The sequence below is a fragment of the uncultured Aquabacterium sp. genome, from assembly GCF_947366995.1.
Classification (GTDB): Bacteria; Pseudomonadota; Gammaproteobacteria; order Burkholderiales; family Burkholderiaceae_C; genus Aquabacterium.
Window position 1 is genome coordinate 24,902 of sequence record NZ_CANBCC010000037.1, and the last position, 13,712, is coordinate 38,613.

The window sequence follows — 13,712 nt, forward strand, 5'->3', positions numbered from 1 at the left end:
CGTCGGCATGTGGGAAACCCCTCTCAGGATCGCCAGCATGAACAACCCGAAAGAGCTGCTCGAACGCAACTTCCCGACCGCGGACCAGGACGTCCGCCGGGCCCCGAAACCTTCGCTTTACGGCGGGCCGGACAGCAGTTATGACCTGGCCTTCGCCGACCCCGAGTTCCTGCTGCACCCCGAACTGCGCCCGGTGCGCATGCAGCTCGAGCTGCTCAAGCCCGAGATGGTGCAGCGCGACGAGCAGATCGAGTCGACCATCGTCCTGTTCGGCAGCGCCCGCATCCTGCCGGCCGAGGCCGCCAACGCGCTCTTGCAGGAAGCGATGGACCTGCCCCCCGGACACGAACGCGATTTCGCCGTCCGCCAGGCGCAGCGCCACGTCGACATGTCGCGCTACTACGAGGAGGCCCGCGCCTTCGCGGCCCTGGTGACCACCGCGTCGGCCCAGCTTGATGCCCCGATCTATGTCGTGACGGGCGGCGGCCCCGGCGTCATGGAAGCCGGCAACCGCGGTGCACACGAAGTGGGTGGCAAGAGCATCGGCCTGAACATCGTGCTGCCGCACGAGCAGGAGCCCAACCCCTACATCACGCCGCGGCTGTGCTTCCAGTTCCACTACTTCGCGCTGCGCAAGATGCACTTCCTGATGCGCTCGGTGGCGCTGGTGTGTTTCCCCGGCGGCTTCGGCACGCTCGATGAGCTCTTCGAGGTGCTCACGCTGATGCAGACCGGCAAGTGCCGCAAGCGCCCGGTGCTGCTGTTCGGACGCGAGTTCTGGACCAAGCTCATCAACTTCGATCACCTGATCGAAACCGGCCTGATCAGCCCGCAGGACGTCAACCTGTTCCGCTACGTCGAGACCGCCGACGAGGCCTGGGCCACGCTGCAGCGGGTCTATGGCCTCGGCCAGCCCGAGCAGGACACCGCCTGCGGCTGGTGAGTGGCGGGGCAGGGCGCCGTCGTGTGTCCGCCCCCGACCGCGCGGGGGCCCTTCAATCCGAGGCTGAAGCAGGCCGATAAACCGCCATGAGCCCCTCCGGAAAGACCGCCCTCATCCTCACGGGTGGTGGCGCGCGCGCTGCCTACCAGGTCGGTGTGCTGCAGGCCCTGCAGCACATCCGGCACGACTGCGCCCAGCCCCGGCGGCGCAACCCCTTCCAGATCATCTGCGGCACGTCGGCCGGGGCCATCAACGGGCTGGCGCTGGCCTGCCGGGCCGACCACTATGACCTCGCCGTGCGCGCCATGGTCGAGGTCTGGCGCGACTTCCGCTCCGAGCAGGTCTACCGCTCCGACTCCTTCGGCGTCATCCAGACGGGTGCCAAATGGCTGACGCTGTTCTCGCTGGGCTGGGCCCTGGCGCGGTGGCGCCGGGCGCGGCCCCGTTCCCTGCTCGACAACGATCCGCTGCGCCACTTCCTGCCCACGCTGTTCCGCACCGACCGCTTGCCGCGGCTGATGGCTGAGGGCCACCTGGATGCAGTGGCGGTTTCGGCGTCGAGCTACACCACCGGCGAGCACGTCACCTTCTACGACAGTGCACAGCCCGTTGCCCCGTGGACGCGCTCCCAGCGACTCAGCGTGCAGGCCCCGCTCGCCATCGACCACCTGATGGCCTCCTCGGCCATCCCCTTTGTGTTTCCCGCCGTGCGCCTGGGTGTGGACGGCCGACCGCACTGGCTGGGCGACGGCTCGATGCGCCAGGCCGCGCCCATTTCGCCGGCCATCCACCTGGGGGCCGACCGGGTGTTCGTGATCGGAGCAGGCCGCCTGCACGAGCCGGCCGAGCCGCGGCGCGCGTCAGCGGACTACCCCAACCTGGCCACCATCGCCGGCCACGCCATGTCCAGCATCTTTCTGGATGCGTTGGCCGTGGACATCGAGCGCCTCGAACGCGTCAACAAGACGCTGGCGCTGCTTTCCCCCGAACAGCGCGCGGCCACCGGCCTGCGCCAGGTCGACGTGCTGGTGATCGCGCCCAGCCAGCGCATCGACGACATCGCAGCCCGCCACCTGTGGGCCCTGCCGCCGGCGGTGCGCGCCATGCTGCGCGCGGTGGGCGTGTACGGCAGCGGCAAGGCCGCGCGCGGCACGGCCCTGGCCAGCTACCTGCTGTTCGAATCGTCGTTCACGCGCGAGCTGATCCACCTCGGCTTTGCCGACGCCCTCGCCAAGCGGGCCGAGGTCGAGGCGTTCTTTGGCTGGCAGCGGCGCCCCGCGCAGGGCGATGAGCCCGCCGGCCTGCAGCCCGCTCTGGGGGCGGCCGACATGCCGGACCCGCCCGGCACCCGCGGCGTGCCTTTACATCATTGACCGCCTGTGCTAGAGTGGAGAGCTTCGCCCTTTGATGGGTGAAGAAAGTTCTTTTCCCTTCGAAAGGTCTCAACATGTACGCGGTCATAAAAACCGGCGGCAAGCAATACAAGGTTGCTGCTGGCGAAAAAATTAAAGTAGAACAGATTGCTGCGGAAGTTGGCCAAGAGATCGTGATCGACCAGGTTCTGGCAGTCGGCTCCGGCGCTGAACTCAAGGTTGGTTCCCCTCTGGTGGCTGGCGCAACCGTCAAAGCAACCGTGGTGGCCCATGGCCGTCACGACAAGGTCCGCATCTTCAAGATGCGTCGCCGCAAGCACTACCAGAAGCGCCAAGGTCACCGTCAGAACTTCACCGAGCTGCAAATCAGCGCCGTGAACGCCTGATCTCGCGCCTTCATCGTCTAACTTCAGTACCCAAGGAGCAGATCCATGGCACAGAAAAAAGGCGGCGGTTCCACACGGAACGGCCGTGATTCGCAACCCAAGATGCTGGGCGTGAAGGTGTTTGGCGGCCAAGTCGTGCCCGCCGGCTCCATCATCGTCCGTCAACGTGGCACCCGCTTCCATGCTGGCACCAACGTCGGCACCGGCCGCGACCACACGCTGTTTGCGCTGGTGGACGGCACCGTGTCCTTCGCCGTGAAGGGCTCGCAAAACCGCAAGACCGTCGTCGTCACGCCGGTCTGAGGGTCGACATGACCTGGCGGGCTGCTTCGCGCAGCCCGCGTCACGAGCCCCGGTCCGCCGGGGCTTTTGTTTTTTGAAGGCCCCTGCCATCCGCAGCCACGCCTCGACGGCCAGCCGCACCGCGCCGGCCCTCCCTGCGCAGCCCCATCCTCCGGGTTGCATCCCCGCGAGATAATGGCGGTTTTCGCGCCCGCACTCTCCAGTTCAGGACACCCCCATGAAATTCGTCGATGAAGCCACCATTGATGTGGCTGCCGGCAACGGCGGCAGCGGTTGCATCAGCTTCCGTCGCGAGAAGTTCATCCCCTTCGGCGGCCCCAACGGCGGCGACGGCGGGCGGGGCGGGCACGTCTTTGTCGTGGCCGACCGCAACATCAACACCCTGATCGACTACCGCTATGCGCGTCGCCACGAGGCCCGCAACGGCGAGCAGGGGCGGGGCTCTGACCAGTTCGGCGCGGCCGGTGAAGACATCGTGCTGCGCATGCCGGTGGGCACCATCATCCGCAACGCCGAGACGGGCGAGATCATGATGGAACTGCTGGAGCACGGTGAGCAGAAGCTGCTGGCCAAGGGCGGGGACGGCGGCTTCGGCAACCTGCACTACAAGACCAGCACCAACCGTGCCCCCCGCAAGAAGACGCCGGGCTGGCCAGGCGAGATGTTCAAGCTCAAGCTCGAACTGCGCGTGCTGGCCGATGTCGGCCTCCTGGGCATGCCCAATGCCGGCAAGTCCACCCTGATTGCCGCGATCTCGAACGCCCGTCCGAAGATCGCCGACTACCCCTTCACGACGCTGCACCCGAACCTGGGTGTGGTGCGCGCCGGCCCCGAAAAGAGTTTCGTGGTCGCCGACATTCCCGGTCTGATCGAAGGTGCCTCCGAAGGCGCCGGCCTGGGCCACTACTTTCTGCGTCACTTGCAGCGCACCCGACTGCTGCTGCATGTGGTCGATCTTGCGCCGTTCGACGATTCCGACCCGGTCCAGCAGGCCCGGGCCATCGTCAACGAGCTCAAGATCTATGACCAGGCGCTTTACGAGAAGCCGCGCTGGCTCGTGCTCAACAAGCTGGACATGATCCAGCCGGAAGAGCGCGTGGCCAAGGTGCTGGAGTTCGTCCGCCGTTATGGGTGGAAGGGCCCGGTGTTCCAGATCTCCGCGCTCACGCGTGCAGGCTGCGAACAGCTGGTCCAGACGATCTACCAGCATGTGGCGAGCATGCAGGAGCACCACCGCGACGCCGACGTGCGTTTCGATGTGGAGGCCAACCTGCCCATGGCGACCGACCTGATGGCCCAGGCCGGTCTACGTTACGACGACGACCTGGAAGCCCTGGTCAAACCGAAGAAAGACAACGTGAAGACTGCTGCCAAGATCCCCGCCAAGACCGCCACGAAAAAGGCTGCTGCGCAAAAGGAGAGCGCAAAGGCCACCGTGAAGAAGGCCGCTGTGGCCGCCGACGCGCCTGCCGTGAAGGCCGAAGCCGCCAAGGCACCGGCCCGCAAGGCGGCCGCCAAGCCCGCCGCCGTGAAGAAGGCCGCTCCGGCGAAGAAGGTCAAGGCTGCGACTGCCCCGAAGGCAGTCAAGGTCGCCAAGCCGGTCAAGGCTGAGGTCAAGCAGCCGGCCAAGCCGGTGACCGCCAAGAAGGCGGCCGTGAAGCCCGTGGCCGCCAAGCCGGTGACGAAGAAGGCCGTGGCCAAGCCCGTGGCCGCCAAGAAAGCGACCGCCAAGAAGACCGCGGTGACCAAGCCAGTGACGAAGCCAGTGGCCAAGAAGGCGGCTGCACCCAAGTCCGCCGTGAAGCCGGCTGCTGTCAAGAAGGTGGCCGCCAAGAAGGCCGCGGTGAAGACCCCGGCCAAGGCCCCTGCCAAGGCCCCGGTGAAGGCCCCCGCCAAGAAGGCCGTCGCTGTGAAGAAGGCTGCCGTCAAGCCGGTGGCCAAGAAGGCCGCTGTCAAGGCGCCTGCCAAGAAGGTGGCGAAGAAAGCCGCCAAGAAGTAAGCGCCTTGACCGTGCGCGGCGGCCCCTTGGGGTTGCCCGCGCGGTCGGCTTGCTTCCGCCCCCGCCTGTCGCGCCCCTGTCTTTGCCCCCCTGTCGCCCATGAACGAAGTGTTGAAGAACGCCCGCCGCATCGTCGTGAAGGTGGGCTCCAGCCTGGTCACGAACGAAGGCAAGGGCGTGGACGCCGAGGCCATCGGCACCTGGTGCCGGCAGATGGCCGCCCTGGCGGCCGACGGGCGCGAGGTCATCATGGTCTCCAGCGGCGCCATTGCCGAAGGCATGAAGCGACTGGGCTGGGCCACGCGGCCCAAGGAACTGCATGAGCTGCAGGCCGCTGCGGCCGTGGGCCAGATGGGCCTGGCGCAGATGTACGAAACCAAGCTGCGCGAGCACGGCATGGGCAGCGCCCAGGTGCTGCTCACGCACGCCGACCTAGCCGACCGAGAGCGCTACCTGAATGCGCGCTCGACCTTGCTGACGCTGCTGTCGCACAAGGTCGTGCCGGTCATCAACGAGAACGACACGGTCGTCACCGACGAGATCAAGTTCGGTGACAACGACACCCTGGGCGCGCTGGTGGCCAACCTGGTCGAGGCCGACGCGCTGGTCATCCTGACCGACCAGAAGGGCCTGTACAGCGCCGACCCGCGCAAGGATCCGAACGCCCGCTTCATCGACGTCTGCACCGCTGGCGACCCGGCGCTTGAGCAGATGGCCGGTGGGGCAGGGTCGGGCGTGGGTACGGGCGGCATGATCACCAAGGTGATTGCCGCCCGGCGCGCCGCCGGCAGCGGTGCCAGCACCGTGATCGCCTGGGGCCGCGAGCCCGATGTGCTGGTGCGCCTGACCCAGGGTGAGCCGATCGGCTCGCTCTTCATGGCGGCCACCGCCAAGCTCACCGCGCGCAAGCAATGGATGGCCGACCACCTGCAGCTGCGCGGAACGGTCGTCATCGACGATGGCGCGGTCGTCAAGCTGCGCGACGAGGGCAAGAGCCTGCTGCCCATCGGCATGGTCGAGGTCATCGGTGATTTCCACCGCGGCGATGTGATCGCAGTGCGCAGTCTCCGGGGCGAGCACGTGGCCCGCGGGCTGGCCAACTACGCCAGCGGCGAGGCCCGCCTGATTGCCCGCAAGCCATCCAGCGAGATCGGCGCGGTGCTCGGCTTCACCAACGAGCCAGAAATGATCCATCGCGACAACTTGGTCCTCGCCTGAGACTGTCGCAAACGGTACAAAGCCAGGCATTGCGCGGCCTGGCACGGCGTTTCACCACACGGGGCCTCCGCCTGTCGTGTCGTGAAATGTGACAACAACTGAATCCATATTGGGGTAGTCCCTGTCGGGGTGGGGTGGCCCGGGCGCGTTACAAAGCTGTCCCAGGTTCTCTTTTTCCCCCGGCACGCGGCGCGTGTCCATCCCGGAGGCTCCATGTCCCTTTCCCGCACCCCGTTCCGTCTCTCTGCCCCTCGCCTGCTGTCCGCCCTTGTCGTGGCGGGCGCCGTGGCAGCCCCGGCCGCCCAGGCCAAACAGCTGCTGTGTGTGTGGGACGTGGCCGGCAAGACCGGTGACGTCTACGCTGCCGCCACGGACTTCGTGGTGGCCATGCAGAAGGCCGGCGCCGACATGGAGCTCAAGAGCTACGTCGACGAGCGCGTGGCCGTCGAAGACTACCGTGCCGGTCAGTGCGACGGCGTGATCGCCACGGCCTTCCGCACCCGCCAGTTCAACAGCCTGGCCGGCTCGCTCGACAGCATCGGCTCGACGACCGTCGTCAAGGGCGGCAAGGTCGACATCAATGCGAGCTACGAGGTCGTGCGCAAGGTGGTGCAGGTGTTTGCCTCGCCGCAGGCCAACAAGCTGATGGTCGAGGGCAACCACGAGATCGGCGGCATCTTCCCGCTGGGCGCGGCCTACCCCATCGTGCGTGACCGCACCATCAACACGGTCGAGGAACTGTCGGGCAAGAAGATCGCCGCGTTCGACTACGACAAGGCGCAAAGCGTGATGATCCAGCGCATCGGCGCCCAGCCGGTCTCGGTGGACGTCACCAACATCGGGCCGAAGTTCAACAACGGCTTCGTCGACATGGTGACCCTGCCGGCCGTGGCCTTCAAGCCGTTCGAGCTCTACAAGGGCATCGGCACCAAGGGCGGCATCGGGCGCTTCCCGATCCTGATTCCGACCGTGCAGGTGGTGCTCAACAAGAGCAAGTTCCCTGAAGGGTTTGGCGAGAAGTCGCGGCAGTACTGGTTGAGCCAGTTCGATCGGGCGCTCAACATCGTGCAGACCGCCGAGAAGGGCATTCCCACGGCGATGTGGGACGACATCCCGGCCGAGGCGGTGCCGAAGTACGTGCTGATGTTCCGCGAGTCGCGCATCGAGATCGCCAAGCAGGGCATCTACAACAAGCAGGGCCTGAACATCATCAAGCGCGCCCGCTGCAGCGTGAACCCGTCTGACGCCGAGTGCGCCACCAAGACCGAGATCGAGTGAGTGCAGTCCGCCTTCGGGCGCCGGCGGTCGGTCTGCTCAGTCGCGGTCAGGTGCCAGCAGCCCGGTCGTCGGGCCTGCGCCGCCGTGTGCGGCCGAGCCTTCCTCGACGTCGTCAGGGCCATCGCCCGCGCGACGGCGCATGTTGCCGCGCAGGAAGCGGTTGGCATGTCCCTGCGGCTTCGGCAGGAAGCGCGCCAGTTCGGACAACGCCATCTCATAGACGCCACGCTTGAACTCGATCACGGCCTCCAGCGGGACCCAGTACTCGTGCCAGCGCCAGGCATCGAACTCGGGGTGGTTGGTGGCGCGCAGGTTCATGTCCGTGTCGCGGCCGGTCAGCTGCAGCAGAAACCAGATCTGTTTCTGGCCTTTGTAGTGCCCGCGCGCATCCTTGCGGATGAAGTGCTGCGGCACCTCGTAACGCAACCAATCGCGCGTGCGCGCAATGATCCGGACGTGGTCAGGCAGCAAGCCCACTTCCTCGTGGAGCTCGCGGAACATCGCCTGCTCGGGCGACTCGCCATGCTTGATGCCGCCTTGGGGGAACTGCCAGGAGTGGGTGCGGATGCGCTTGCCCCAGAAAACCTGGTTCCGATGATTGAGCAGGATGATGCCGACGTTGGGCCTGAAGCCCTCCCGGTCGAGCATAATCAACTCCGAATTTTCAACTGGTTTCATTATTGCACCCCCTGACCGCTTCGCCTAGTGCGATCGTCAAGCCCCTGACTGCGGTGCATGTCTCCGCGCTCCTTTTGCCCGCCATGAAAGCCTCCCAGTTCTTCATCTCCACCCTCAAGGAAGCCCCGGCTGACGCCGAGATCGCCAGCCACAAGCTGATGATGCGTGCCGGCCTGATCCGCAAGCTGGGCGCCGGCCTGTACAACTACATGCCGATGGGCCTGCGCGTGATCCGCAAGGTGGAAGCCATCATCCGCGACGAGCTGAACAAGGCCGGTTGCGTTGAACTGGTGATGCCGGTGGTGCAGCCCGCCGAGCTGTGGCAGGAAACCGGTCGCTTCGAGAAGATGGGCGACGAGTTGCTGCGCTTCAAGGACCGTCACGACCGCGACTTCGTGATCCAGCCCACCGCGGAAGAGGTCATCACCGACATCGCGCGCCAGGAGCTGCGCAGCTACCGCGCGCTGCCCAAGAACTTCTACCAGATCCAGACCAAGTTCCGCGACGAGCGCCGCCCGCGCTTCGGCATCATGCGTGGCCGCGAGTTCACGATGAAGGACGCCTACTCCTTCGACCGGGATGTCGAGGCCGCCGGCAAGTCGTACGACGCGATGTACGCGGCCTACACCCGCATCTTCGAGCGCCTGGGTCTGCAGTTCCGCGCCGTGGCGGCCGACACAGGTGCCATCGGCGGTGACCGCTCGCACGAGTTCCAGGTGATTGCCGACACCGGCGAAGACGCCATCGTCTACTGCCCCACGAGCGACTACGCCGCCAACATCGAGCTGGCCGAAGCGGTGTCCCTGCTGGCCGAGCGCGCCGCCGCGGCCGAAGCCTGCGAGAAGGTCGCCACGCCGGGCAAGAGCACCTGCGCCGACGTCGCCGAGCTGCTGGGCCTGCCGCTGTCGCGCACCGTGAAATCGCTGGTGCTGGCCACCGACGAGACCAACGAGGCCGGCGAGATCGTCAAGTCGACCGTGTGGCTGCTGCTGGTGCGCGGCGACCACGACCTGAACGAAGTGAAGGCCGGCAAGCTGCAGCTGGCCGATGGCTCGGGGTTGAAGGCGGGCTTCCGCTTCGCGACCGAGAAGGAAATCGTGGCGCATTTCGGCTGCAAGCCGGGCTACCTCGGCCCCATTGGCCTGAAGCAGCCCGTCAAGGTGATTGCCGACCGAACCGTGGCCAACATGGCCGACTGGGTGTGCGGCGCCAATGAGGAAGGCTTCCACATCCGTGGCGTGAACTGGGGCCGTGATCTGCCTGAGCCCGATCTGGTGGCCGACATCCGCAACGTTGTCGAAGGCGATCCGTCGCCGGATGGCAAGGGCGTGCTGGCCATCCAGCGCGGCATCGAGGTCGGCCACGTGTTCTACCTGGGCACCAAGTACTCCAAGGCCATGGATGCGACCTTCCTCGACGTGGATGGCAAGCCCAAGCACTTCGAGATGGGCTGCTATGGCATCGGCGTGACCCGTATTTTGGGCGCCGCCATCGAGCAGCGCCACGACGAGCGCGGCATCCTGTGGCCGGACGCCATCGCGCCGTTCACTGTGGTGATCTGCCCGGTGGGCTACGACCGCTCGGAAGACGTGAAGCAGGCGGCCGACCGTCTTTATGCCGACCTGGTGGCCGATGGCGTGGACGTCATCCTCGACGACCGCGGTGAGCGCCCGGGCGCCATGTTTGCCGACTGGGAGCTGATCGGCGTGCCGCACCGCGTGGTGCTGGGCGACAAGGGTCTCAAGGAAGGCCTGGCCGAGTACCAGGGCCGTGGCGATGTCGCGGCCACCAAGGTGCCGGTGGCCGATCTGCTCGCCACCTTGCGCGCGCGTCTGGCCGGGGCCTGATCGGCATGGCCTCGGGTGGCCGCTGCGGGGATGTATCTCCCCGAAACAGGCGGCCACAGCGGTCAGATGCCGCGATCACCCGGGGCCGGCTTCCAGTACAGTTCGCGCCATGCTGAAGTGGTCCTGCCGTCGTTTCTCTGCTTTCGTGCTGGCGTGCGCCCTGGGCGGCGCTGCCGTCACGGCGCAGGCCGGCGGCCAGGTGGAAGAGCCGCTGGCCGACTCGGTGCGAACCGCACTGTCGATGGCGGTGGGACGTGGGGCGGCGCCCCAGCTGGCCTTTGCCGATGCGGCGCAGAAGGCGTCCTGCGAGCGGTGGGCTCTGGCGCTGGAAGACAAGCTGCGCAAGCGCAAGCCCGATGAACTGGTGCGCCGCGAGTTTCTCGTGACCGTGTGCTACGAGGCCAAGCGCGCCGGGCTGGAGCCCACGCTGGTGCTTGGCCTGATCCAGGTGGAAAGCGGTTTTCGCAAGTACGCGATCTCGTCGGTGGGTGCGCGGGGCTACATGCAGGTGATGCCGTTCTGGGCGCGCACCATCGGCAATGGCGACGCCAGCACGCTGTTCCACATGCAGACGAATCTGCGTTTTGGCTGCGTGATCCTGCGGCACTACCTGGATCGCGAAAAGGGCAACCTGTTCCTGGCGCTCGGTCGCTACAACGGCAGCCGGGGTCGGGCCGAATACCCGAACATGGTGACGGCCGCACGCCGCAGCTGGCAGGTGCCGGCTGCCGACGCCGCCATCCAGATGGCCGACGCCGGGGCGGCGCGCAGCGTCAGCCGCTGACGCTGGCGAGCGTGGGCCTCACAGCCCGCGCCACTCCTGTGGCCGCGCTGAGGCAATCTGAAGCGTGGCCAGCACCCGCTCCACCGTCTCGTTCACCAGTTCGTCGATGCTTGCCGGGCGGTGGTAGAACGCGGGCAGCGGCGGAAAGACGATGCCGCCCATTTCGGTGACGGCCGTCATGTTGCGCAAGTGAGCGAGGTTGAAGGGGGTCTCGCGCACCATCAGCACCAGGCGGCGGCGCTCTTTGAGCGTCACGTCGGCAGCCCGCGTGAGGAGGTTGTCGCCCATCCCGTGGGCCACCGCGGCCAATGTCTTCATCGAGCAGGGCGCGATCACCATGGCGTCGGTGGCAAAGCTGCCGCTGGCGATGCAGGCACCGACATCGCCGGGCGCATGGGCCTCGGTGGCCAGCGCTTCCAGTTCGGCGCGGCCCAGCCCCATCTCATGGTGCACGTTCAGGATGCCGGCGGGCGTGGCCACCAGATGCGTCTCGACGCCCAGCACGCGGGCGCGTTCCAGCAGGCGCACGCCATAGACCGCGCCGCTCGCTCCGGTGAGCCCGACGATCAGGCGCGCCGGGCGGGGAAGGGCCGATGGCACGGCCTTACTGCGTGGTCAGAACCTGCTGCAGTTCACCGGCCTGGTACATCTCCATCATGATGTCCGAACCGCCGACGAATTCGCCGTTGATGTAGAGCTGCGGGATCGTCGGCCAGTTGGCGTATTCCTTGATGCCCTGGCGAATCTCTTCGTCTTCCAGCACGTTGACGGTCGTCAGGTCGGTGACGCCACAGGCCTTCAGGATCTGCACGGCACGGCCCGAGAAGCCGCATTGCGGGAAGGTCGGGTTGCCCTTCATGAAGAGCACCACGCGGTTGCCTTTCACGAGTTCGTCGATGCGTTGTTGAACGTTGCTCATAGCCTGCTCATCCGGAAAAAGGTGTAGGTGACAAGGCCGGTTTATAGCAGGCCTCCAAGCCAGAGGACGGCAGGGTGGCGGAAGTGCAGCAGCGTGGAAGGGATAGCAGGCTGGGGCGCCTGACCCATGTCAGAAGGCGTAGCCGAGCGACACCTTGACGACGTGACGCAGACGCTGGGTGCCCTCGGTGTCGGTGGCCCGCGTCAGCACGGTGTCGTGGCCGGTGGCCCGCGGCGTGATGCCGACATCGGCGTTGAGCTGCCAGGCCGTGGGCGAGCCCGGCAGCGTCAGGCGGGTGCTGTAGCCGGCGCCCAGATACGGGGCCGTGCGCGGCGTGTTCGGGCTGCCCTCCAGGCCGGCCGCCGGCCCCTCAACGCGTTGCAGGCTGAGGTTGAGGCCACCGCCCCGCTCGCCGGCGCCCCACCAGGCCTGGGCGGTCTCGCCTGCCACCAGGCCGGCGGTGGCGCGCAGGCCGCCGGCCACGTAGTAATCGGTGAGCAGGTGCAGGCTGCGCAGACGCAGGCCGGGCGCCACCGACAGGCTGGCACCGAGGTGGTCGCGCATCGGGTCGGCCGGGCGGTCGATCAGGGCGCCGACGCGGCCTTCCCATTGGCGCAGCAGGCGCTGGCCATCAAGGTCGGGGCCGTCGGTGTCGCGGGCAGTGAGCGTGGCGGGCAGGCCCACGGTCTGCCAGCTGATGCGCGCTTCGGTCAGGTCACCGGTGCGAGACTGGCGGTAGGCGTGGCTTGCCTTGGGCACCATCTGTGCGTGCGCTGCGGTGCTCGCGAGCAGCAGGGCCAGCGTCCACGCGCAGCCAGTGCGGGCGTGGGCGGGGATCGACCGATGCGGTCGGGGCAGGGCAGCAAGACAGGACAGCGGGCGCATCGGGAACCTCCGGAACACGGTGCCCATGCTAAGGAGACGCTCTGTGTCTGTGGATCAGATTTGTGAGCGTTCGTGACCCCAGTTCCCCGTTTTGACGGGGGGCGCCAGGGGCGACGAGGAAATCCGCTCAATCCGTGAAGGATGCCCGACCGCCCGTGCAGCGCGGCTGCCCGCCCAGGTCGATGCGTGTGGTGACGTCGGTGAACCGTGCTGCACGCAGCAGGGCGGCGACCGCGTTGGCCTGGTCGTAGCCATGTTCCAGCAGCAGCCACCCGCCGGGATACAGGTGGGCGCAGGCCTCTGCCACGATGTGCCGGATGTCGTCGAGGCCGTCGGGACCGGCGGTCAGGGCAGTGATGGGCTCGTGGGTCAGTGCGGCAAGGTGCGGGTCGCCCTCGGCGATGTACGGCGGGTTGCTGACGATGAGATTGAAGCGTTCGCCGGACACGGGGGTCAGCCAGCTGCCATGCAGGCAGCGCAGCGGCAGGTTGAGCGCGCGGGCGTTGGCGGCGGCCACGGCCAGGGCGTCGGCGCTGGCGTCCACGGCGGTCACGTCCGCATGCGGGCGACGGTGGGCCAGGGCCAGCGCGATGGCGCCGCTGCCGGTGCCCAGGTCGAGCACAGAGAAGGGGCTGGAGTCGGCCTGTGGCTGCTCGGGGATGATTTGCAGTGCCCAGTCGACCAGGGTTTCGGTGTCGGGGCGTGGGATCAGCGTGGCAGGCGTGACCTGCAGCGTCAGGCCGAAGAACTCCTTGTCGCCCAGCAGGTAGGCAGCCGGCTCGCCTGCAGCCCGGCGGGCCACGAGTTCGACGAGGCGGCTGGCCTGCTCGGGCGGCAGCGGGTCGTGGTCGTGGGCCAGCAGCCAGGTGCGCGACTGGCCGGTGACGTGGGTCAGCAGCAGCTGGGCGTCCAGGCGCTCGATGCCGCAGGCGCGGGCGTGCTGCAGGGCGTCGGCGGGGGTGCGGGGCAGGGCGGTGTTCACGAGCGGGCAGACAAGAGGGCAGGGGCGCGGTGCGGGCGGGGCGTTCGCAGCACGGCGTGGTCGGGCAGGCGTTCAGACGCCGGTGGCCGCTTCCAGTTCGGCGAGCTGGTCTGCGGC

At 67.4% G+C, this 13,712-nt stretch carries 13 protein-coding genes and 1 pseudogene; 9 read left to right on the forward strand and 5 right to left on the reverse strand.

Annotation, left to right across the window (positions count from 1 at the left end):
• Positions 1 to 37: 37 nt before the first annotated feature.
• From Q0Z44_RS11005 to Q0Z44_RS11035, 7 genes and pseudogenes are all read left to right on the forward strand, one after another.
• Complete coding sequence (locus Q0Z44_RS11005; RefSeq protein WP_298012618.1) at positions 38 to 943, forward strand: TIGR00730 family Rossman fold protein; 906 nt, start codon at positions 38 to 40, stop codon at positions 941 to 943.
• Positions 944 to 1,029: 86 nt separating this feature from the next.
• A complete protein-coding gene (locus tag Q0Z44_RS11010; RefSeq protein WP_298012621.1) occupies positions 1,030 to 2,316 on the forward strand; it encodes a patatin-like phospholipase family protein in 1,287 nt (428 codons plus the stop codon).
• Between the two features lie 74 nt (positions 2,317 to 2,390).
• Positions 2,391 to 2,702 carry a 50S ribosomal protein L21 gene (gene rplU / locus Q0Z44_RS11015; RefSeq protein ID WP_109034590.1) on the forward strand — a complete coding sequence of 104 codons (312 nt, stop codon included), beginning with the start codon at positions 2,391 to 2,393 and terminating at the stop codon, positions 2,700 to 2,702.
• A 45-nt stretch (positions 2,703 to 2,747) separates the two neighbouring features.
• Positions 2,748 to 3,005 carry a 50S ribosomal protein L27 gene (rpmA, locus tag Q0Z44_RS11020; RefSeq protein ID WP_109034592.1) on the forward strand — a complete coding sequence of 86 codons (258 nt, stop codon included), beginning with the start codon at positions 2,748 to 2,750 and terminating at the stop codon, positions 3,003 to 3,005.
• 217 nt (positions 3,006 to 3,222) lie between these two features.
• Positions 3,223 to 4,278 (forward strand): annotated as a pseudogene (cgtA, locus tag Q0Z44_RS11025) (Obg family GTPase CgtA); the annotation flags it as partial.
• Between the two features lie 825 nt (positions 4,279 to 5,103).
• Positions 5,104 to 6,222, forward strand: coding sequence for a glutamate 5-kinase (proB, locus tag Q0Z44_RS11030; RefSeq protein WP_298012623.1), 1,119 nt, complete (start codon positions 5,104 to 5,106; stop codon positions 6,220 to 6,222).
• A gap of 213 nt (positions 6,223 to 6,435) precedes the next feature.
• On the forward strand, positions 6,436 to 7,500 hold the full coding sequence (locus Q0Z44_RS11035) for a putative solute-binding protein (protein WP_298012625.1): 1,065 nt from the start codon (positions 6,436 to 6,438) through the stop codon (positions 7,498 to 7,500).
• Between the two features lie 36 nt (positions 7,501 to 7,536).
• Here the strand turns inward: Q0Z44_RS11035 and Q0Z44_RS11040 are convergent, their stop codons facing one another.
• Positions 7,537 to 8,148: an RNA pyrophosphohydrolase gene (locus Q0Z44_RS11040; RefSeq protein ID WP_298012627.1), complete on the reverse strand. Its 612-nt coding sequence runs from the start codon at positions 8,146 to 8,148 to the stop codon at positions 7,537 to 7,539.
• Between the two features lie 113 nt (positions 8,149 to 8,261).
• Between Q0Z44_RS11040 and Q0Z44_RS11045 the strand changes: the two genes are divergently transcribed.
• Both Q0Z44_RS11045 and Q0Z44_RS11050 read left to right on the forward strand, forming a co-directional pair.
• Positions 8,262 to 10,025, forward strand: coding sequence for a proline--tRNA ligase (locus Q0Z44_RS11045; RefSeq protein WP_298012629.1), 1,764 nt, complete (start codon positions 8,262 to 8,264; stop codon positions 10,023 to 10,025).
• A 109-nt stretch (positions 10,026 to 10,134) separates the two neighbouring features.
• Positions 10,135 to 10,809: a lytic transglycosylase domain-containing protein gene (locus tag Q0Z44_RS11050; RefSeq protein ID WP_298012631.1), complete on the forward strand. Its 675-nt coding sequence runs from the start codon at positions 10,135 to 10,137 to the stop codon at positions 10,807 to 10,809.
• Positions 10,810 to 10,827: 18 nt separating this feature from the next.
• Here the strand turns inward: Q0Z44_RS11050 and Q0Z44_RS11055 are convergent, their stop codons facing one another.
• The 4 genes from Q0Z44_RS11055 to prmC form a co-directional block, all read right to left on the reverse strand.
• Complete coding sequence (locus Q0Z44_RS11055; protein WP_109034603.1) at positions 10,828 to 11,409, reverse strand: UbiX family flavin prenyltransferase; 582 nt, start codon at positions 11,407 to 11,409, stop codon at positions 10,828 to 10,830.
• A 4-nt stretch (positions 11,410 to 11,413) separates the two neighbouring features.
• Positions 11,414 to 11,728: a Grx4 family monothiol glutaredoxin gene (gene grxD / locus Q0Z44_RS11060; RefSeq protein WP_298012635.1), complete on the reverse strand. Its 315-nt coding sequence runs from the start codon at positions 11,726 to 11,728 to the stop codon at positions 11,414 to 11,416.
• Between the two features lie 129 nt (positions 11,729 to 11,857).
• Complete coding sequence (locus Q0Z44_RS11065; RefSeq protein WP_298012638.1) at positions 11,858 to 12,613, reverse strand: hypothetical protein; 756 nt, start codon at positions 12,611 to 12,613, stop codon at positions 11,858 to 11,860.
• A gap of 127 nt (positions 12,614 to 12,740) precedes the next feature.
• The gene (prmC, locus tag Q0Z44_RS11070; RefSeq protein WP_298012640.1) at positions 12,741 to 13,595 is read right to left on the reverse strand and encodes a peptide chain release factor N(5)-glutamine methyltransferase; all 855 of its coding nucleotides are present in this window, start codon (positions 13,593 to 13,595) and stop codon (positions 12,741 to 12,743) included.
• Positions 13,596 to 13,712: the final 117 nt, after the last annotated feature.